Origin of the sequence: Streptomyces sp. CAI-85 (genome assembly GCF_013363615.1) — a bacterium.
In the GTDB taxonomy this organism is placed as follows: Bacteria; Actinomycetota; Actinomycetes; order Streptomycetales; family Streptomycetaceae; genus Streptomyces; species Streptomyces antibioticus_B.
On record NZ_JAANNX010000079.1, the window covers coordinates 1 to 20219 of the forward strand.

The window sequence follows — 20219 nt, forward strand, 5'->3', positions numbered from 1 at the left end:
GCCGACTGGCGCACCAACCCGGCCACCCAGATCAAGTGGGGGCTGAACTACATGAACGAGCGGTACGGCAGCCCCTGCGACGCCTGGTCGTTCTGGCAGGCCAACCACTGGTACTGAGGGGTTGGCCATGAGCCGCAACCCCGTACGCGGATTCGCGGTGGTCTCGGCCACCGCGGTCACCGCCATCGGCAGTGTCGTGGGCGTCGCCCAGGCCGGAACCGGCCAGCCGGGCGACGCCGCACAGGCCCCGGCGGGCGACTCCGTCCTCCTCGCCGACTTACCGCTCGGCCAGCAGGCCCAGGTGCGGTCCGCCGCCCTCGGCCAGCAGGCACAGGCCCAGGCCGTGGCCGCCGACGCCACCGCGCGCAAGTCCGCGGAGGAGGCCGCCCGGATCAAGGCGGCCGAGGACGCGGTCGCCAAGCAGAAGGCCGCCGCGGACGAGGCCGAGGCGAAGAAGGAAGCCGAGGAACGCGCCAAGGCCGCCGAGCGCGAGGCCGATCAGGCGCAGGCCCGGACCAGGTCCGCCACCGCCGACAGCGGTCCCACCGCCAGTGCCTCCGACTTCCCGCAGCAGGCGTCGTACACCGTCGCCGAGGTGCAGGCCATCGCGCGCCAGATGGTGCCCGGCGGCCAGTTCCAGTGCTTCAGCAACATCGTGGACCACGAGTCCACCTGGAACTACCGGGCCGTCAACCCCTCCTCCGGGGCCTACGGTCTGGTCCAGGCGTACCCCGGCTCCAAGATGTCCTCCGCCGGTGCCGACTGGCGCACCAACCCGGCCACCCAGATCAAGTGGGGGCTGAACTACATGAACGAGCGGTACGGCAGCCCCTGCGACGCCTGGGCGTTCTGGCAGGCCAACGGCTCCTACTGAGCGCCGCCGCCACTCTCTCTCAACCCGGCACAGCCCCTCCCCGTCCTCAGGGGAGGGGCTTTCGCCCTGTACGGTCGTAAGCCGACGACTCCAGGGGGAGTGGTGGGGAGAGACGGGGGAAGAGGACGGATCATGTCGCGTGTACCAGGGTGGCTGGGCCGGCTGGGAGCCGGTCTGACCGAAATGGGTGAGCGGCTCGACGAGCGCCGCGCCGAGGTCGAACGGGAGAGCCGGGAGAGCGCGCCGCCCCCGCCCGTGCCCCCCGAGCCGCCGGTGGCGCCCCCGCCGGAGCCGCCGCCCGCCGAGCGGCCCGATCCCGCGCAGGCGGTGCCCTGGGGTGTCCGGGTCGCCGCCGAGGCCGGCTGGCGGCTGCTGGTGCTCGCCGGGACGGTCTGGGTCCTCATGCGGATCATCAGCGCCGTCCAACTCGTCGTCCTCGCCTTCGTGGTATCGCTGCTGCTGACCGCGCTCCTGGAACCCACCGTCACCCGGCTCAAGCGGGTGGGTGTGCCCGGGGGACTGGCGACGGCGCTCACCGCGATCCTCGGGTTCGTGTTCATCGGCCTGCTGGGCTGGTTCGTGACCTGGCAGGTCATGGAGAACATCGACAACCTCTCCGACCAGGTCCAGGACGGCATCGACGATCTGCGGCGCTGGCTGCTCAACAGCCCCTTCCATGTCACCGACAAGCAGATCAACGGCATCGCCAAGAACCTGCGCGACGCGGTCGGCGCCAACACCGACTCGATCACCTCGGCGGGTCTGGAGGGCGTCACCGTCGTCGTCGAGGCGCTCACCGGCATCCTGCTGGCGTTCTTCTCGACGCTGTTCCTGCTCTACGACGGCAAGCGGATCTGGGAGTGGACCCTCAAGCTGGTCCCGGCCGCCGCCCGGCCCGGTGTGGCGGGCGCGGGGCCGCGGGCCTGGGCGACGCTCACGGCGTATGTGCGGGGCACGGTCGTGGTCGCGCTGATCGACGCGATCTTCATCGGTCTCGGCATCTACTTCCTCGATGTGCCGATGGCCGTCCCGCTCGCCGTCTTCATCTTCCTGTTCTCGTTCATCCCGCTGGTCGGCGCGGTGGCCTCCGGCGCGCTGGCCGTGGTCGTCGCGCTGGTCACCCAGGGCGTGTTCACCGCCGTGATGACCCTGGCGGTGGTGCTGGCCGTGCAGCAGATCGAGGGGCACATCCTCCAGCCGTTCATCCTCGGCCGCGCGGTCCGGGTCCATCCGCTCGCGGTGGTCCTGGCGGTGGCCACCGGCGGCCTGGTCGCCGGGATCGGCGGCGCGGTGGTCGCCGTACCGCTGGTCGCCGTCACCAACACGGTCGTCGGCTATCTGCGGGCGTACGCCCAGGAACCGGCCCTGCGGACGTCCCCGAAGCCGCGGGGGGCGACGGCGATGGACGTCGCACCGGTCGCCCCCGTCGCCCCCAGTGCCCCCGTGGCCCCGTCCGGCCCGGTGGAGCCCCCGCCGGCCAAGGACACCGGCGACGAGGACTCCTCCGCGTAGACAAACGCAGCCGAAGGCCCCGTCCACCCGAGGGTGGACGGGGCCTTCGCACGGAGATCACCGCCTACTCGGCGAGGACCGCCTCCGCGTCGAGCGTGACGCCCACGGCCTGGATCACCGAGGCGATCTTGAAGGCTTCCTGGACGACCTCGCGGTCGACGCCGGCCTTGCGCAGGACCTGCTCGTGGGAGTCGAGGCACAGCCCGCAGCCGTTGATGGCGGAGACCGCGAACGACCACAGCTCGAAGTCGACCTTGTCGACGCCCGGGTTGCCGATGACGTTCATCCGCAGACCGGCGCGCAGGGTGCCGTACTCGTGGTCCGACAGCAGATGCCGGGTGCGGTAGAAGACGTTGTTCATCGCCATCACGGCCGCCGCGGCCTTCGCCGCGGTGTACGCCTCGGGCGAGAGGTTCGCCTCGGCCTCCGGGGCCAGCTCGCGCAGCACGATCGGGGAGCGGGAGGCGATCGCGGTCGCCAGGACCGTGCCCCACAACTGCTGGGCGGGCAGGTCGGAGTTGCCGATGACCGAGCCCAGGTTGAGCTTCAGGTCCTTGGCGTAGTCCGGTATCGCGGACTTCAGGGTGTCGAGCGACATCTCAGGTCACTCCCCGGCCAGCAGCTTGACCGGGTCGAGGGTGTCCTCGCCCTTGGTCCAGTTGCAGGGGCACAGCTCGTCGGTCTGGAGGGCGTCCAGGACCCGGAGGACCTCCTTGGGGTTCCGGCCGACGGAGCCCGCGGTGACCATCGTGAACTGGATCTCGTGGTTCGGGTCGACGATGAAGACGGCGCGCTGCGCGAAGCCGTCCTCGCCCTCGATGCCGAGGTCGCGCATCAGCTCGTGCCGGGAGTCGGCGAGCATCGGGAACGGCAGGTCGGTCAGGTCCGGGTGGTCCTTGCGCCAGGCGTGGTGGACGAACTCGGAGTCACCGGAGAAGCCGAGGATCTGCGCGTCACGGTCGGCGAACTCGTCGTTCAGCTTGCCGAACGCGGCGATCTCGGTCGGGCAGACGAAGGTGAAGTCCTTGGGCCAGGCGAAGACCACCAGCCACTTGCCCTCGTACGACTTGTGGTGGATCTGCTCGAACTCCTTGCCCTTCTCCAGCGAGACACAGGCGGTCAGATCGAACGAGGGGAACTTGTCACCAACAGTGAGCACACGCTCTCCTTGCAGCGAGGAGCTGTCCGGATCGCGGACAACTCCCTTGGGTCGGACGGCCTCGATCGTGACACAAGGTGCATTGATTCAGGAAATGGCTACACTCGATTGTGTTGATCGGAGGTAGCTATCAGTGACCGTGAGTAGTGCAAGCCCCAAGGCCGGCCGGAGGCGTCAGCCCAGTCTGGCCCAGCTCCGGGCCTTCGCCGCCGTCGCGGAGCATCTGCACTTCCGGGACGCCGCCGCCGCGATCGGCATGAGCCAGCCCGCCCTCTCCGGCGCGGTCTCCGCCCTGGAGGAGACCCTCGGCGTCACCCTGCTGGAGCGTACGACCCGCAAGGTGCTGCTCTCCCCGGCCGGTGAGCGGCTCGCCGTCCGCGCCCGGGCGGTGCTGGCCGAGGTCGGCGCGCTGCTGGAGGAGGCCGACGCGGTGCGGGCGCCGTTCACCGGCGCGCTGCGGCTCGGCGTCATCCCGACCGTCGCGCCGTATCTGCTGCCCGCCGTGCTGCGGCTGGTCCACGACCGCTATCCGCAGCTCGACCTCCAGGTCCACGAGGAGCAGACCGCCACCCTGCTCGACGGCCTGCACAGCGGACGCCTCGACCTGCTGCTGCTCGCCGTTCCCCTCGGTGTCCCCGGGGTGGTCGAACTCCCGCTCTTCGACGAGGACTTCGTGCTCGTCACACCCCCGGGTCATCCGCTCGGCGACCGTGACGGCGTGCCGCGCGAGGCCCTCAGGGAGCTGAACCTGCTCCTCCTGGACGAGGGGCACTGTCTGCGCGACCAGGCCCTCGACATCTGCCGCGAGGCCGGCCGGGCCGACGCCCCGGTGACCACCACGGCCGCCGGCCTGTCCACCCTCGTCCAGCTCGTCGCCGGCGGCCTCGGCTGCACGCTGCTGCCGCGCACCGCCGTCACGGTCGAGACCAGCCGCAGCACCCGGCTGCGCACCGCCTCCTTCACCGACCCCGCCCCCACCCGCCGGATCGCCTTCGCCCGGCGCGCGGGCGCGGCGCGCGGCGCGGAGTACGAGGCCCTCGCGGACGCGCTCCGCGAGGCGCTGCGCCCCCTGCCGGTGCGGGTCCTCGGCGACGGGGACTGACGTTCGCCAACCGGTCAGAATCAGCTCCCGAATCGGCTTCACAGCAAGGGAATTCGACCCACCCGCGGAGCAACTTCCGTCCATTGGGGGCAGCTCGGAAACCCGCCGTTGGTATATGCGCCCCGGCTGATACACATTCCCTCCTCAGCGCTACGCGTCAGGCGTATGTGCGATCCGTGCGGACGACCTGCCAAGGGGAGTGATGTCGGGCTACGAGCTGTTGGCGCGCGACCTCGCCGCGTGCGGTCGGGACGGCTTCACCGGGGAAGTGCGGGTCGCGGGACTGCCCGGCGGCACCTTCCACTTCCGCGGCGGGCTCGTCGTCGCCGTCGAGTCGCCGGGCGCGCCGGGACCGGACGCCCTGCTGCTGCGCTCCGGACGGATCGGCGGCGAGGAATGGGCGGGCCTGGTGCGGGAGTCCGGCGGGGAGCGCTGGCCCTCCGACGGGCTGATCGCCCACGGCTACGCGGGCGCCGCCCAGCTCCGGGTGGTGTGCGCGATGGCCCTCCAGGACGCCACGTTCGCCGTCGTCGCGGGCGGCGTCGAGGGCTGTGAACGCGCCCCGTCCCTGGGCCCGCCGCCCGCCGCGGTCACCGTCGGGGAGCCCTCGACCCGGCTGCTCCAGGAGGCGTCGCGCAAACTCGCCGCGCTGGACGCGCTGCCCCGCCCGGTCCGCCCGGAGCGCGAGCGTCCGATCCCCGCGGCGCAGTCCCACGCGGCCGACCGGCTCGGCCCGCTGCAACGCGAGGTGCTCACCCACGCCGACGGCCGGCGCACCTCCCGCGACCTCGCCTTCCGCACCGGGCGCGGGGTCTACACGGTCACCGTCGAGGTGGCGCGGATGCTCGGCTACGGGCTCCTGGAGTGCGCCGGCGCGTCCCCGATCCCGGTCCGGATGCTCGACGGACACGGGGTCAGGCCGCGCGCCCCGGCCGCGCCCCCGCCGCCCGTCCCGGTCCCGCCGGCCGGACCGCCCCCGCACCCGGCGGCCCTGCCCCGCCGGCGCCCCGGCGCCAGCGGCATCAACGAGGCCCTCGCTCCCGAACACCCGCCCACCGCCGACGCCGACGGCACTGCCGAGGACGGCGGCGACGGCACCGACCACCCCGCCGGGGAGAGCCCCGGACACCCGACCGGCTGGAAGGAGTTCTTCCGCCTGCGCAATCCCACGGCGAAGTAGAGAGACAGACGGTCATATGCATCATATGCGAACAGAATCAGGGGAGTTGCACCCATGGACCACAAAGCCCTCGCACGGGAGATGCGGGGCCTGCGCGAGCAGGTGAGCGGCATCACCGACACCGCGGTCGCGGCCGCGGACGGGCTGCTCATCGCCGCCGACACCGGCGAATCGATCGACCCCGAGGGCCTCGCCGCCCTCGCCGCGGCCGGCCTGGGCCTCGCCCGCCGCACCGCCGAGGCCACCTCCCGCGGCGCCCTGCACCGCACGGTGGCCTACGGCAGCCACGGCTGCGCCGCGTTCTACGCGGTCGGCGACACCGCGCTGATGGTGGTGCTCGGCGACGAGGGCATGGACGTCGAACGGCTGCACACGGCGACCCAGCCGGCCCTGCGCCGTATCGACCTGATCCTCACCGATGTGAAAACCGCCGAAGGAGTCTGAAGGGATGGCGACGAAGCGTATGACCCCAGGTTTCTCCGACCAGGTGATGGGCCTGGTCAAGTCACTGCGTACGGATGCCCCGGACTGCGTCGCCTCCGGCGTGGTCGACATGTCGACGGGCATGCTGCTCTCCTACGAGACCGTGGACAACCATCCGCCCGAGGTCCTCGACCTGCTGGCCGGCGCGACCCTCGACCTGTTCCAGGGCCGCACGGTGGTGATGATCGAGGACGTCTTCAAGGAGCGGCGCGGGATCCAGAGCGACAACCACTTCTTCCAGGAGATCCTCGTCAACAGCGACAACCTCACTCATCTGTTCGTGAGGATGACCGAGCAGCAGGACGTGGTCGCGGTGGTCGTCTGCCGCAAGTCCGTCAACGTGGGCATGCTGTTCGCGCAGGTCCGAAGGGTGGTGCGGGAGTACCGGCTCTGAAACACGGACGGTCCCTCCCCGCGCGGGGAGGGACCGTGCGCCCATCGGCCGGCTACTCCGTGCGCAGCCCGTCCGGCCGCATCAGCCGGACCAGCGGCGGCAGGCTCAGCGCCGTCACCAGCAGGACGACCGCCCCGCCCATGCCGGTCATGGCCAGCACGCTCGCCCAGTCCACGCCCACCGGGGTGTCCGTCATCTTCAGCAGCACCGTGCCCAGCGTGATGCCGACCACCGCGGCCAGCAGCAGCCCCAGCGCGATGGGGATGGCCGTCTGCCACAGCACCGACAGGCCCAGCGTGCGCCGCCGGGTGCCGAAGGCCACCAGGGCCGACAGCAGCTTGCGGCGGTCCCGCAACTGTTCGAGCTGGGAGACCAGCAGGCTCGCCCCGATCAGCAGCAGCACACAGACGGCGCCGACGAGCAGACCGGTGCGGATGGAGTCGTAGCGCTCGGAGGTCCGGGTCGCCGACCACATCGACGTACTGGCCAGCGCGTCCACCGCGGAGGTGGTGTTGCGGGTGTACTCGAAGGCGTCCGGCACCGACTCGTCGATGGAGAGGTACAGCCGCCCGCTCACCAGCTCGCGCAGATCGTCGGGCAGCGCCCCCGGGGTCATCAGGAACCCGCCGCGCTTGTTGCCGGTCGGGTCGTTCACCGCCGGGGCCTTCACGACCCCCGCCGGGACGGTCCAGACGGCCTCCTTGCTGGTGCCCGAGGACGACGACTCGATGTACAGCCGGGTGCCGGGCTTGGCGAGCTTCGGACCGTCCACCGAGTACTCGGAGCCGTCGAGGACGAACACCGCGCCGTCCGCGCAGGAGGGCAGCGTCGCCAGCTCGCGCAGGGCCGCGCAGTCGCCGACGGTCAGCTCGGTGGAGAGCTTCGGGCCCTCCTCGGTACGCCACGACGAGCTGCCGAGGTAGCCCTCGCCGAGGGCCGTGACCTTCCGTACGCCCTTGGTGTCCTCGAACCGGCGGGCCGTCGCCGCCAGCGGGGTGCCGTCCGGCACGTTCACCTGCATCTGGGCCCGCGTCAGGTCCAGGCCGGTGTTCTGGGTGTACTGGTCGTCGACCCCGGCGAACAGCATCTGGAGCGCGATCGCCCCGGCCACCGCGACCGCGATGCCGTTGACCATCCGGGCCGCCGTACCGCTGCTCACCTGGAGGCGGCGCACGGCGAGCTGCCAGGCGACACCGCCCGCGCCGAGCCGGGCCACCACGCTCTCGACCAGCCACGGCAGCAGCGCGGTGACACCGACGAGCAGCAGCAGGACACCACTGACCACCAGGTACTGGTTGAAGTCCCCGTCGCCCCGGCCCTGGCCGATCATCGGGTAGAGCAGTCCGAGTCCGGCCAGCGGCAGCAGCAGCCGCCACCACAGACGGCGCCGCGAGGGCTTGGCGGTGCGCACCACACCCAGCGGTTCGATCACCACACCGCGCAGGGCGAGCAGGGTGACCCCGACGGCCGCCGCCGGCACCGCCACCGCGACCAGCGCGGCCAGCGCGGGGGAGGGGTTGAGATAGCTGGGCCACACGCTCACCCCGGCCACCTCGACCGAGCCCGCGATCTGCCGTCCGATCAGGAAGAACCCGGTGCCGAGGACCAGGCCGAGCAGCGCGCCGGCCATCGCCTCGCCGGCCGCGATCCGCCGGGCCATCTGCCCGTCGGCGCCGACCAGCCGCAGGGCCGCGAGCCGGCGGTCACGCCGCTCGCCGCCGAACCGCACGGCCGCCGCGACGAACACCGCGACCGGCATCAGCAGCACCACGATCACCACGATGTTCAGCAGGATCAGCACCGGATCCGGCGGCTCGGGCGTCGGGTTCACCTCGCCGAACCGCTCCAGACGGGTGGTGCCCCCGCTCTCGACATGGGCGGCGAGCCCGGTCGCCCCGGCGAAGTAGGCGAGTTCCCGCGAGCCGACGAGCCCGCTCTCGCCGATCGTCCCGACGATCCGGTACGGCAGCCGCTCCCGCAGCAGCCGTGCGTCGTCCGAGGCGAGCAGCCGCTTCAGCTCGGGGGAGACGACCATCTCGCCCTTGGCCGGATAGGCGCTCAGACCGGGCGGCAGCGGGGCGCGCGGTCCCTCCGGCTCGACCAGCCGGCCGCGTACGTCCTTCTCACGGAAGGTGGTGTCGACGTTGGCGATCACCATCGTGTCGTCGGCCTTGGGGAGCTTCTCCGCGCTGAACGAGTAGTCCATCCGCGCCTGTTCGCGTTCGTGGCGCACCGAGAGCGCGTTCGGCAGCGCGGTCGACAGCAGCAGCAGCGCCACGCCGAGCCCGACGCCGACCGCCGTCAGCACGGCCCGGACCCAGCCCTCCCGGCCGCCGGCGAAGGCGAACCGGATCCCCATCCCCAGGTCCCTGGCCCACTGCCCCAGGTTCATACGGCTCGCTCCATGTCCCGCGACTTGCCGTCCCGTACGACGATCTCGCGGTCGGAGTAGGCGGCCACCCGGGCCTCGTGGGTGACCAGGACCACCGCCGCGTTGGCCGAGCGGGCCGCCTCGGTGAGCAGTTCCATCACGCGCTCGCCGTTGAGCGAGTCCAGCGCGCCGGTCGGCTCGTCGGCGAACACGACCCGCGGGCTGGTCACCAGCGACCGGGCGACGGCCACCCGCTGGCCCTGACCGCCGGAGACCTCCCCGGGCCGCTTCCGGGCGAGGTCGTCGACCTCCAGCCGGGCCATCCACCCGAGGGCGGTGCGCTCGGCCTCCTTGCGCGCGGTGCCGTTGAGCCGCAGCGGCAGGGCGACGTTCTCCACACAGGTCAGCTCCGGCACGAGCTGCCCGAACTGGAACACGAACCCGAACTCCGAGCGCCGCAGCCTGCTCCGCCCGGCGTCGCTCATGGACGCCAGCTCCCGGCCGTCGTAGCGGATCGAGCCGGAGTCGGGGGTCACGATGCCGGCAAGGCAGTGCAGCAGCGTCGACTTGCCGGAGCCGGAGGGGCCCATGACGGCGACGACCTCGCCGGGGTGGATGGAGAACCCGGCGCCGTCCAGCGCCATCGTCGGGCCGTACGCCTTGCGCAGGTCCTCGGCGACCAGCAGGGATCCCTCGGGGGCGGTCATGCCGTCACCTCCGCGCGCAGCTTGTCGAGGCGGGCCGCGGCCAGTTCGAGCCAGCGCAGATCGGCCTCCAGGTGGAACAGGGCGTGGTCGCAGATGAGCTGGTCGGCCAGATCGCCCTTGCGCTTGCGGTCGGTGAGGATCCGCATGCTGCGCAGATGCTCCGCGCGCTGGGTGTCGAGGACGTCGGCCGCGTCGCGCCGGGTGAGAAGGGCGAGGACGACCTTGGTGTAGAGGGTCGACTGGAGGTACGGCTCGGGCTTCTCGGGCGTGGCGAGCCAGCGCTCGACGTCGGTGATGCCGGCGTCGGTGATCGCGTACCGCTTGCGCTCGGGGCCGCCGCCGGCCTCGATGCCGTCGACCTCGACGAGACCGTTCTTCAGCAGACGCGACATCGTCGAATAGACCTGGCCGTAGTGGAGCGGCCGGTCGTGACCGAACTTCTCGTCGAAGGCCCGCTTGAGGTCGTAACCGTGTCGGGGCCCGGACTCCAGGAGTCCCAGGAGGGTGTGACCGATGGACATGGGGAGGACTATACATGCGGTGTATACCCGGGGTGTATACGCGGGGTGTGTAGACGGTGGCGGGGGGTGGGGGACGCGGGTGGCTCCGCAGGTGAGGGGCCTATGTCACCGTTCTGCTACAGCGATCCGCCGAGCCGCTCCCAGCGGGGGGCTTACGGCGACGGGGTGCCGGGCGGCCGGCCCCGGCGGGGGATCGGCTTGGTGTCGCGCGGCAGCCGCCCGGCGTCGGCGAGGGCGCTGCGCAGCAGGAACTCGATCTGCGCGTTGGCCGACCGCAGCTCGTCCCCCGCCCACCGGGCCAGCGCCTCGTACACCGCCGGGTCCAGCCGCAGCAGCACCTGCTTGCGCTGCGGCCGGCCCTGGGGGGCGTCGCCCCCGGTGGGGACCGTCACTGGTAGAGGGTCCCGGTGTTGAGCACGGGCTGCGGCGCGCGGTCCCCGCACAGCACGACCATCAGGTTGGACACCATCGCCGCCTTCCGCTCCTCGTCCAGCTCCACGATGCCCTGCTCGGAGATCCGGGCGAGGGCCGCCTCGACCATGCCGACGGCGCCGTCCACGATCTCCCGGCGGGCCGCGACCACGGCGCCCGCCTGCTGCCGCTGGAGCATCGCCGAGGCGATCTCCGGAGCGTACGCGAGATGCGTGAAGCGGGACTCGATGATCCGTACACCCGCCGCCTCCACCCGTGCGTGCAGTTCCACCGCGAGCTTCTCGGTGATCTCCTCGGCGTTGCCGCGCAGCGAGAGGCCGTCCTCGTCGTGGGAGTCGTAGGGGTACTCGATGGCGATGTGCCGCACGGCCGCCTCGGTCTGGGTGGAGACGAACTCCAGGAAGTCGTCCACCTCGAACGTGGCCTGCGCGGTGTCCTGCACCTTCCACACCACGACCGCGGCCAGCTCGATCGGGTTGCCGTAGGCGTCGTTGACCTTCAGGACGGCCGTCTCGTGGTTGCGGACGCGGGTGGAGATCTTCTCGCGGGAGGTGAAGGGGTTCACCCAGCGCAGGCCGTCCTCGCGGATCGTGCCCCGGTAGCGGCCGAAGAGCTGCACCACGCGCGCCTCGCCGGGCGCCACGGTGTTCAGCCCGCACATCGACAGGAACGCGGCGAGCCCGACGAGGATGCCGCCGACGATCAGCCCGGCCTTGGCGCCGGTGGCGTCCACCTGGGCGCCGAGCGCGATCAGTCCGGCGGCGGCCAGCAGCCCGACCAGACCGGAGAGCAGGGCGAGCCCGCCGCCGACGCTGTGCGCCGGGAACTCGTTGACTCTCGGGGCGGGCATCTCGGGCGCGGTGGCCGCGACGGTGTCTGCGGTCATGGGTGGTTCCCCCCGTTTCATATGGGAGTGGACCGTTTCGACACGGCCCACCCGCTCACTTCGTTCTATCTAAGTGATATCACTTAATCGGGGAATCGCAACCCCTGAGGCGTTCCCGACGTCGGTACTGGTGGAGTGGTGCGCCGGTTCCGGCGGGCGGGGTGCTGATTCTCACCCCCTCCGGACCCCGGCTCGACAGCCCTCCGTCACAGCCGACGGTGTTAGCTTTCTGAGCTGACCTGCCACCGGGCCACTGGTGTGACTGCCGAGTAGGAAGCGGAGCGAGCGGACTCATGGGACGAGCGGACGAGAGACGAGCGCGACAGCGTGGTGGCCGCCGCGCGGCGCCCAGGAACCGTTCGGCGCGGACCGAGGCGCCGGCGTCGGCGCACGAGCCGGCCGCGTCCTCCGCCGGTACCTCCGCGAGCCCCGCCCCCGGCGGCCGCGCGGCCGCCCGCCGCGGCGCCAAGAAGGGCAAGGGGACCGGCGCGGACGGCAAGAAGAGCCTCATACGCCGGATCTTCACCTGGAAGAAGATCCTCGGCGCGTTCCTCATCATGACCACGGCCGTCATCGGCGCCCTGGTCTGGCTGTACGTGAGCACCCCGATACCCGTCGGCAACCCCGAGGCCAAGCTCCAGAGCAACGTCTACGAGTACAACGGCGGCGCGATCCTCGCCCGTGACGGCGAGGTCAACCGCGAGAACGTCGACCTCGCGACCGTCCCCAAGGTCGTCCAGCGCACCTTCGTCGCCGCCGAGAACAAGTCCTTCTACGACGACGCGGGCGTCGACCTCAAGGGCACCACCCGAGGCGTCCTCAACACCGTCATGGGCAAGGGCGCGCAGGGCGGCTCGACGATCACCCAGCAGTACGTCAAGAACTACTACCTGACCCAGGAACAGACCGTCACGCGCAAGCTGAAGGAACTGGTCATCTCGCTCAAGCTGGACCGCGAGAAGTCCAAGGACTACATCCTGGCCGGCTACATCAACACCAGCTACTACGGCCGCAACGCCTACGGCATCCAGGCCGCCGCCCAGGCGTACTACCGCGTGGACGCCGACGAGCTGACCGTCGAGCAGGGCGCCTACCTCGCCGCACTGCTCCAGGCCCCCAGCCAGTACGACTGGGCCGTCGCCTCCGACACCAGCAAGGAGCTGGTGAAGAACCGCTGGAACTACGTCCTGAACAACATGGTCGAGCAGAAGTGGCTGGACAAGTCCGACCGCGACGCCATGGTGTTCCCGGTGCCCGAGGACCCCAAGCCCGACCCGGGCAAGGAGGGCCAGACCGGCTATCTGGTCAACGCGGCCAACGCCGAACTGGCCCGCGAGCTGGTCGCCACCGGCACCGCCGACGACCTCAAGTCGGCCGAGGCCATGGTCAGCAGCGGCGGCTGGAACATCGAGCTGAACATCAGCAAGAAGAAGCAGAAGGCCCTGGAGAAGGCCGTCAAGGACCAGCTCACCAGCAAGCTCGACAAGAAGAAGCGGTCCGTCGACGCGGACGTCCAGGCGGGCGCGGTCTCGGTCAACCCGCGCACCGGCGCGGTCGAGGCGATGTACGGCGGTGCCGGCTACACCGAGCACTACCTGAACAACGCCACCCGCACCGACTACCAGCCCGCCTCCACCTTCAAGCCGGTGATCCTCGCCGCCGCCTTCGACGGGGACGCCACCACACAGGACGGCGAGGAGATCACCGCCGACACCCTCTACGACGGCACCAGCGAGCGCCCGGTCGTCGGCAGCGACATCGCGTTCGCGCCGGAGAACGAGGACGACCAGAACTACGGCGACGTCACCCTCCAGACCGCGATGAACAAGTCCATCAACTCGGCGTTCGCCCAGCTCGGCGTCGACGTCGGCATGCCGAAGGTGATGGAGGTCGCGGGCAAGCTCGGCATGGACACCGAGGACCTCAAGGCCGTGCCCGCGCAGACCCTGGGCACCATGGGCGCGAGCCCGCTCCAGATGGCCGGCGTCTACGCCACCCTCGACAACCACGGCAAGAAGGTCACCCCCGCGATCATCAAGTCGGCGACGAACAGCGCCTACCCGGGGTTCAAGCACACCGACCCGATCGGGGACCAGGTCATCAGCCGGGAGGCCGCCGACTCGGTCACCTCGGTCCTCACCGGTGTGGTCGACGACGGCACCGCCCGGACCTCGGTGCGGGACAACCCGCTGCGCAACGGCCAGAAGGTCGCCGGCAAGACCGGAACCTCCGACAACAACAAGTCGGCCTGGTTCACCGGCTACACGCCCGACCTGGTCACCTCGGTCGGCCTGTTCGGCGAGTCCGCCAAGCCCCCGCACCCCCAGGTCCCGCTGACCGGCGCGACGACGGGTCTGAAGACGGTCGCGGGCCGTATCAACGGCGGTGGCTTCCCGGCCCAGATCTGGGCGGCGTACACCTTCGGCGTCTCCGACAAGGTCAGCAAGTTCGACCTGGAGACCGACCAGGGCGCGGCCGTCCGTACGGCGTCCCCGTCGCCGTCGTCCTCCCCGTCGGCGTCGGAGTCCGCGTCCGAGAGCCCCTCGTCCTCGGCCACCCCGTCGAAGGAACCCACCACCAGCGCACCGACGACGGCCGCGCCGCCCACGGACGAGCCGACCACCGGGGCACCGACGACCGGCGCCCCGACGGAGCCGAGCACGGAGGATCCGTCCACCGAACCGGAAAACCCACTGGACCAGCAGTTCGGCCAGTAGGGGACAAGGCGGAGGGCGCCCGGTGAGCATTCACCGGGCGCCCTTCGCTTTGTTGCTTCCTACCGGTCGGAGCCGAGGGCTCAGCCGGGGTTCAGCTCGAACCACACCACCTTGCCGGTGCTCAGCCGGGTCGCGCCCCAGCGCCGGGCGAGCCGGTTGACGAGGTACAGGCCGCGCCCGCCCTCGTCGGTCGCCCGGGCCTGCCGCAGCCGGGGGAGCTGCGGCACGTCGTCGCCGACCTCGCAGCGCAGCACGTCGGTGCGCAGCAGCCGCAGGGTCACCGGCCGCGAGGCGTACCGCACCGCGTTGGTGACGACCTCGCTGACCAGCAGCTCCACCGAGTCGCTCATGTCCTCCATGCCCCAGCGGGACAGAGCCCGCCGGGCCAGCCGCCGGGCCCGGCCCGGTGCCGCGTCCTCCGGTTCCAGGAACCAGTACGCGACATCGCTGGGCGCGATGCCGTCGAAGCGGGCGGCGAGCAGCGCGATGTCGTCGTCCCGGTCGCCCGGGCCGAGCATGTCGAGCACCTCGTCGCACAGGGCTTCCAGGGGCGGCGGGTGGTCGGGGCCGGTGAGCTGCGCGGTCGCGGCCAGCTTCTCGCGGAGCTGTTCTATACCGGTCGCCACGTCCCGCAGCCGGGACTCGACCAGCCCGTCCGTGTAGAGGAGCAGGGTGGCGCCGGCCGGGGCGTCCAGCTCGACCGCCTCGAAGTCCACCCCGCCCACGCCGATCGGGGCGCCCGGCGGCACCCGCAGCACCTCGGCCCGGCCGCCCAGATGCAGCAGGACGGGCGGCGGATGGCCGGCGTTGGCGATGGTGATGCGGTGCGAGACCGGGTCGTAGACGGCGTACAGGCAGGTCGCCATGCGGTCGGTGCCGAGGCGCTGGGCCTGCTCGTCGAGGTGGTGCAGGACCTCCTGCGGGGGCAGGTCGAGCCCGGCGAGGGTCTGGGCGGTGGTGCGGAGCTGGCCCATGATCGCGGCGGAGGTCATGGAGTGCCCCATGACGTCCCCCACCACCAGCGCCACCCGGCTGCCCGGCAGCGGGATCGCGTCGTACCAGTCGCCGCCGACCCGCGCGGTCTCCGCCGCCGGCAGATAGCGGGAGGCCAGCCGCACGCCCGTGGGGCGGGGCAGGGTCTCCGGGAGCATGGTGCGCTGGAGCTCGTCGGCGATGTACGCCTCACGGTCGTACAGCACCGCCTTGTCGATGCCGAGCGCGCTGTGCGTGGCGAGCTGGGCGGCCACGAGCAGATCGTCGTTCTCGAACGGCAGGCGCTCCGGGCGGCGCAGGAAGACGGCCGCGCCGATCACCCGGCGGCGGCCCCGCAGCGGCGCCAGGATCGCCCGCTGGCCGCCCGGCACCTGCAAGGTGCTGTCCTCGCCCAGGAGTTCGGGCAGGGCGGCACGGGCCGCCGGACTGTCGGCGAACACCGGACGCACCCCGCGCAGCACCTCCGCGAGCGCCCCGCCGGGCCGCACCTCGCAGAGTTCGGCGACGGCCGCCGACAACTCGGCGTTCAGCTCGGCCGGTTCGGGCGGCGGCAGGGCCAGCGCGGCGAAACCGCTCTCGGTGTCCCGCTCCTCCGGGATGCGGTCGGTGCGCCGCAGCCGCAGCATCACCCGGTCGGCGACCGGCCGTTCGTCACCGACCGGCAGCGGATCGCGCAGATAGACGAGGATCGCGTCGGAGAAGGTGGGCACGGTCGCCCGGCACAGCCCCATCACGATCTCGTCGATGTCCATGCCCCGGGCGATCCGCCGGGTCGCGGCGCCCACGAACCGCAGCCGGTCGCCGTCCCGGCGCATCGGCGTGGGCCGTCCGGGCGTCACACCCTTGCCCGTACGGCGTTCCGCGGCGCGCGCGTCACCGCCCGGCTGGGCGGGGATGGACTCGGGCGCGGGACGCGGCCGGTGGGAGTCCGCCTCGGCGCCGGCCGACGGCTGCGAGTGCTCGGGGTCCGAACCGCCGGGATCCTTCGCCTTGTTCTTCCCCTTGCCGTCCTTCCCGCGGGGCGCGGTGGCACCCGCGGGCTCCTCGGTGCGGCCCTGGGCCCGGTCGACGGCGGGCGGTAAGGCTGCCGAACCCGGCACCTGGGTACGCAGGAGCGCCCCGCGGGGGTCCGTGGGGTCGACGCCCTGGGGGCGTTCGTAGCTGGTGGGCTGCTCCGTCACGCGTGTCGCATCCATCCGTCCGGGGCTGCGCGCCGCGCGCGCAGTTGGTCCCGCAGAAAACCCGATACCCGGAACAGCCGTCCCCGGAACGGAATTCCCGCGTGGTCAGAGGCTGTTCCTGTGCCACCGGGGAACCGGGCGCGGCCCTCGGCCCCGCCGGTGGTGCGTTCGTACCCCTCGCTCACGTCCTGCCGCCCCTCGGTGACGTTCGGTCAGACCCGGCGCCTGCCCCGGGAGTTGCTGTTGCATGCTCTTGCGGAGGACGATCCTACGTTTCCCGCCCCGGGGCGCATCAAGGGTCTCATGTGGACACGTGCGCGGGCGTACGGTCCCAGTCCTCCGGAAGCAACGGTACGGCCCACGACGGCTCCGGGCGCCAGTGCTGCCAGCCCTCGTCGAACGGCGCGCCCCAGGCACGGATCACGTCCACCGCGGCCCGCCCCGCCGCGCGCACCCGGTCGGCGCCCGCGGCGTCCATCAGACCGTCCTGCTGGGCCTGCGCGAACTCGTCCTCGTCGCGCCAGTCCCAGGTGCGGTCCGGATACACGCAGATGTCCAGGAAGTGGTCCTCGGAGTCCACCCCGCCGTCCCAACGGGCCAGCGGGGTCTCCAGGTTGACGTACCAGTTCTTGAACCGCCAGCCCTGGTCCCAGAACAGCCACACCGACCAGGGCTCACCGGGCCGGGCCAGCTTCAGCACCCCGGTGCCGAACCAGCGGTCGAGCTGGACGGTCCGCGGCCGGGTGTAGCGGGTGCGCAGCGGCTCCTGGTGCAACGGCGTACCGCCCACGAGCACCGGCTTCACGATCTGGGTGCCCGGGGCGAGCCAGACGGCGAGCACGTCGGAGTCGTCCCGGACGACGGTGACCGGGCGCGCGATATGGAAGCCCGCGCCGCCGTTGGCCCGGTACCGCCACAGGATCCGGTCCCCGGGCGCCCAGCACGCCCTCGCACCACCCGTTCCCACGCGCCTCACCACTCCACCGTCTGCCATGCACAGATATTAGGTGCCATGGGCATACGACGCAGTCGTCCTCGTCACGGTTCTCGCCGGTGGCCGGAAAGCGTCACGGGCGTGTCATCCGCAGGACATCCAGCGCCTCGTCGAGCTGTTCGACGGTGAGATCGCCGCGTTCGACATAACCGCCCTCCAGGACGACCTGCCGGATGGTCCGGCGCTCCGCCAGCGCCTTCTTGGCGACCTTCGCGGCCTCCTCGTAGCCGATGTACTTGTTCAGCGGGGTCACCACGGACGGGGAGGACTCGGCGTACTCGCGGGCGCGCTCCCGGTCCGCGACGATGCCGTCCACGGTGCGGTCGGCGAGCAGCCGGGACGCGTTGGCGAGCAGCCGGACCGACTCCAGCACGTTCTTGGCGATCACCGGCAGCATGACGTTCAGCTCGAAGTTGCCGGCCGCGCCCGCCATGGCCACGGTCGTGTCGTTGCCCACGACCTGCGCGGCGACCATCAGCACGGCCTCCGGGATCACCGGGTTGACCTTGCCCGGCATGATCGAGGAGCCGGGCTGGAGGTCGGGCAGCGCGATCTCCGCGAGACCGGTGCGCGGGCCCGAGGCCATCCACCGCAGATCGTTGGCGATCTTGGTCAGGCCGACCGCGATCGTGCGGAGCTGGCCGCTGGTCTCCACGACCCCGTCCCGGGCGCCCTGTGCCTCGAAGTGGTCGCGCGCCTCCGTCAGCGGCAGCCCGGTGGCCGCGGCGACCTCCGCGATCACGGCGGCGGAGAACCCCGGCGGCGTGTTGATCCCGGTGCCGACGGCGGTGCCGCCCAGCGGCAGCTCGGCGAGCCGGGGCAGGGACGCGGTGAGCCGCTCCACGCCGTACCGCATCTGGGCGGCGTACCCGCCGAACTCCTGGCCCAGGGTGACGGGCGTGGCGTCCATCAGATGCGTCCGCCCCGACTTCACCACGTCGGCGAACTCCTCCGCCTTGCGCTCCAGGGCGGCGGCGAGATGCTCCAGGGCGGGGATCAGGTCACGGGTGACGGCGGCGGTGGCGGCGATGTGCAGGGACGACGGGAAGACGTCGTTGGAGGACTGCGAGGCGTTGACGTGGTCGTTGGGGTGCACGTCCCGGCCGAGCCGCTCGGTCGCCAGGGTCGCGATGACCTCGTTGGCGTTCATGTTGGACGAGGTACCGGAGCCGGTCTGGAACACGTCCACCGGGAAGTGCTCGTCCCACTTCCCCTCCGCGACCTCCGCGGCCGCCTCCTGGATCGCCCCGGCGATGTCCTCGTCCAGCACCCCGAGCCCGGCGTTCACCTTCGCCGCGGCCCCCTTGATCCGGGCCAGCGCCTCGATGTGCGCCCGCTCGATCCGCTGCCCGGACACGGGAAAGTTCTCGACGGCCCGCTGAGTCTGGGCCCGCCACTTGGCGCTCTTCGGGACCCGGATCTCACCCATGGAGTCGTGCTCGATGCGGTAGTCGCTCATGGGGGGTACAGCGAACGAGGTGCCGTCGTTTGTTCCACCGTCACGGCGTCTCCCACCCACACACCACCCGTCTCGGCCAACTGAAAAGCCCAGGTCTGAACAACTCAGCCCGTCCGGCGTTTGAGGACGAGGCCCGTTCAGGGCCGATACGGGGGGCTGGGGGCGGAGCCCCCAGGGGCTACGCCAGCCCAGGCCCCCGTACCGGAATCGACGTGAACGTAGGCGCCGGCGCCGGGTCCTTGAAGAAGTCGTTGCCCTTGTCGTCGACCACGATGAACGCCGGGAAGTCCTCCACCTCGATCTTCCACACCGCCTCCATCCCCAGCTCCTCGTACTCCACGACCTCGACCTTCTTGATGCAGTCCTGCGCCAGCCGCGCCGCGGGCCCACCGATCGACCCGAGATAGAACCCGCCGTGACTCCCGCACGCGTCCGTGACCTGCTGCGACCGGTTCCCCTTGGCCAGCATCACCTTGGACCCCCCCGCCGCCTGGAACTGCTCGACGTAGGAGTCCATCCGCCCCGCCGTGGTCGGCCCGAAGGACCCGGACGCGTACCCCTCGGGCGTCTTCGCGGGCCCGGCGTAGTACACCGGGTGGTCCTTCAGGTACTGCGGCATCTCCTCACCCGCGTCCAGCCGCTCCTTGATCTTCGCGTGCGCGATGTCCCGGGCGACGACCAGCGGCCCGGACAGCGACAGCCGCGTCTTGACCGGGTACTTCGTCAGCTCGGCCAGGATGTCGTCCATCGGCTGGTTGAGGTCGATCCGCACGACGTCCGAGGACTCGTCGAGGTGCTCGTCGGTGGTGTCGGGCAGGAACCGCGCCGGATCCGTCTCCAACTGCTCCAGGAAGACCCCCTCGGCGGTGATCTTCGCGACGGCCTGCCGGTCGGCCGAGCAGGAGACGGCGATCGCGACCGGGCAGGACGCGCCGTGCCGCGGCAGCCGCACCACCCGCACGTCGTGGCAGAAGTACTTGCCGCCGAACTGCGCGCCGATGCCGATCTTCTGCGTCAGCTCGAAGACCTTCTCCTCCAGCTCCTTGTCCCGGAAGCCGTGTCCGAGCGGGGACCCCTCGGCCGGGATCTCGTCCAGGTAGTGCGCGGAGGCGTACTTCGCGGTCTTCAGCGCGTACTCGGCCGAGGTGCCGCCGACGACGATCGCCAGGTGGTACGGCGGGCAGGCGGCCGTACCGAGGGAGCGGATCTTCTCCTCCAGGAACTTCATCATGGAGGACTCGTTCAGGACGGCCT

Annotated in this window: 18 protein-coding genes and 1 pseudogene; 8 read left to right on the forward strand and 11 right to left on the reverse strand. The window is 71.5% G+C overall.

The features are described 5' to 3' along the window. From G6W55_RS39085 to G6W55_RS34050, 3 genes and pseudogenes are all read left to right on the forward strand, one after another. Positions 1-117, forward strand: a pseudogene (locus G6W55_RS39085) (lytic transglycosylase domain-containing protein); the annotation flags it as partial. Between the two features lie 10 nt (positions 118-127). Then, on the forward strand, positions 128-874 hold the full coding sequence (locus tag G6W55_RS34045; protein WP_175524528.1) for a transglycosylase SLT domain-containing protein: 747 nt from the start codon (positions 128-130) through the stop codon (positions 872-874). Between the two features lie 132 nt (positions 875-1006). Further along, a complete protein-coding gene (locus G6W55_RS34050) occupies positions 1007-2386 on the forward strand; it encodes an AI-2E family transporter (protein WP_175524529.1) in 1380 nt (459 codons plus the stop codon). Positions 2387-2450: 64 nt separating this feature from the next. On the opposite strand, the gene G6W55_RS34055 is transcribed toward G6W55_RS34050, so the two are convergent. After that, positions 2451-2984 (reverse strand): alkyl hydroperoxide reductase, encoded by a 534-nt coding sequence (locus tag G6W55_RS34055; RefSeq protein WP_175524530.1) that lies wholly within the window; start codon positions 2982-2984, stop codon positions 2451-2453. A gap of 6 nt (positions 2985-2990) precedes the next feature. Then, the gene (locus G6W55_RS34060) at positions 2991-3545 is read right to left on the reverse strand and encodes a peroxiredoxin (RefSeq protein ID WP_030783693.1); all 555 of its coding nucleotides are present in this window, start codon (positions 3543-3545) and stop codon (positions 2991-2993) included. A 133-nt stretch (positions 3546-3678) separates the two neighbouring features. Here G6W55_RS34060 and G6W55_RS34065 point away from each other — a divergent pair, with 133 nt between their 5' ends. From G6W55_RS34065 to G6W55_RS34080, 4 genes are all read left to right on the forward strand, one after another. Beyond that, entirely contained in the window at positions 3679-4647 is a 969-nt protein-coding gene (locus tag G6W55_RS34065; protein WP_175524531.1) for a LysR substrate-binding domain-containing protein, read from the forward strand. A gap of 202 nt (positions 4648-4849) precedes the next feature. Beyond that, the gene (locus G6W55_RS34070; RefSeq protein WP_175524532.1) at positions 4850-5827 is read left to right on the forward strand and encodes a MarR family transcriptional regulator; all 978 of its coding nucleotides are present in this window, start codon (positions 4850-4852) and stop codon (positions 5825-5827) included. A 54-nt stretch (positions 5828-5881) separates the two neighbouring features. Then, entirely contained in the window at positions 5882-6271 is a 390-nt protein-coding gene (locus G6W55_RS34075) for a roadblock/LC7 domain-containing protein (RefSeq protein WP_175524533.1), read from the forward strand. Positions 6272-6275: 4 nt separating this feature from the next. After that, a complete protein-coding gene (locus G6W55_RS34080; RefSeq protein ID WP_030783701.1) occupies positions 6276-6704 on the forward strand; it encodes a hypothetical protein in 429 nt (142 codons plus the stop codon). A gap of 52 nt (positions 6705-6756) precedes the next feature. On the opposite strand, the gene G6W55_RS34085 is transcribed toward G6W55_RS34080, so the two are convergent. The 5 genes from G6W55_RS34085 to G6W55_RS34105 all read right to left on the reverse strand — a co-directional run bounded on the left by G6W55_RS34085 (position 6757) and on the right by G6W55_RS34105 (position 11621). Continuing rightward, positions 6757-9096, reverse strand: coding sequence for an ABC transporter permease (locus G6W55_RS34085; protein WP_175524534.1), 2340 nt, complete (start codon positions 9094-9096; stop codon positions 6757-6759). Further along, positions 9093-9782, reverse strand: a complete 690-nt coding sequence (locus G6W55_RS34090; protein WP_175524535.1) for an ABC transporter ATP-binding protein — start codon at positions 9780-9782, stop codon at positions 9093-9095. Before G6W55_RS34090 ends, G6W55_RS34085 begins: the two co-directional genes overlap by 4 nt. Further along, positions 9779-10303 carry a PadR family transcriptional regulator gene (locus G6W55_RS34095; protein WP_175524536.1) on the reverse strand — a complete coding sequence of 175 codons (525 nt, stop codon included), beginning with the start codon at positions 10301-10303 and terminating at the stop codon, positions 9779-9781. Before G6W55_RS34095 ends, G6W55_RS34090 begins: the two co-directional genes overlap by 4 nt. A 152-nt stretch (positions 10304-10455) precedes the next feature. Next, positions 10456-10695 (reverse strand): hypothetical protein, encoded by a 240-nt coding sequence (locus G6W55_RS34100; protein ID WP_030783711.1) that lies wholly within the window; start codon positions 10693-10695, stop codon positions 10456-10458. After that, positions 10692-11621, reverse strand: a complete 930-nt coding sequence (locus G6W55_RS34105; protein WP_205068784.1) for an SPFH domain-containing protein — start codon at positions 11619-11621, stop codon at positions 10692-10694. Before G6W55_RS34105 ends, G6W55_RS34100 begins: the two co-directional genes overlap by 4 nt. 293 nt (positions 11622-11914) lie before the next feature. On the opposite strand from G6W55_RS34105, the gene G6W55_RS34110 reads away from it, so the two are divergent. Further along, a complete protein-coding gene (locus G6W55_RS34110) occupies positions 11915-14338 on the forward strand; it encodes a transglycosylase domain-containing protein (protein WP_175524538.1) in 2424 nt (807 codons plus the stop codon). An 80-nt stretch (positions 14339-14418) separates the two neighbouring features. Here the strand turns inward: G6W55_RS34110 and G6W55_RS34115 are convergent, their stop codons facing one another. From G6W55_RS34115 to G6W55_RS34130, 4 genes are all read right to left on the reverse strand, one after another. After that, the gene (locus tag G6W55_RS34115) at positions 14419-16527 is read right to left on the reverse strand and encodes a SpoIIE family protein phosphatase (protein WP_175524539.1); all 2109 of its coding nucleotides are present in this window, start codon (positions 16525-16527) and stop codon (positions 14419-14421) included. Positions 16528-16813: 286 nt separating this feature from the next. After that, complete coding sequence (locus G6W55_RS34120; RefSeq protein WP_175524540.1) at positions 16814-17506, reverse strand: DUF402 domain-containing protein; 693 nt, start codon at positions 17504-17506, stop codon at positions 16814-16816. 73 nt (positions 17507-17579) lie between these two features. Next, positions 17580-18965, reverse strand: coding sequence for an aspartate ammonia-lyase (locus tag G6W55_RS34125; RefSeq protein ID WP_175524541.1), 1386 nt, complete (start codon positions 18963-18965; stop codon positions 17580-17582). A gap of 178 nt (positions 18966-19143) precedes the next feature. Then, positions 19144-20219, reverse strand: a 1076-nt coding sequence (locus G6W55_RS34130; protein WP_175524542.1) for a FumA C-terminus/TtdB family hydratase beta subunit, incomplete at its 5' end; no start/stop codon positions are given.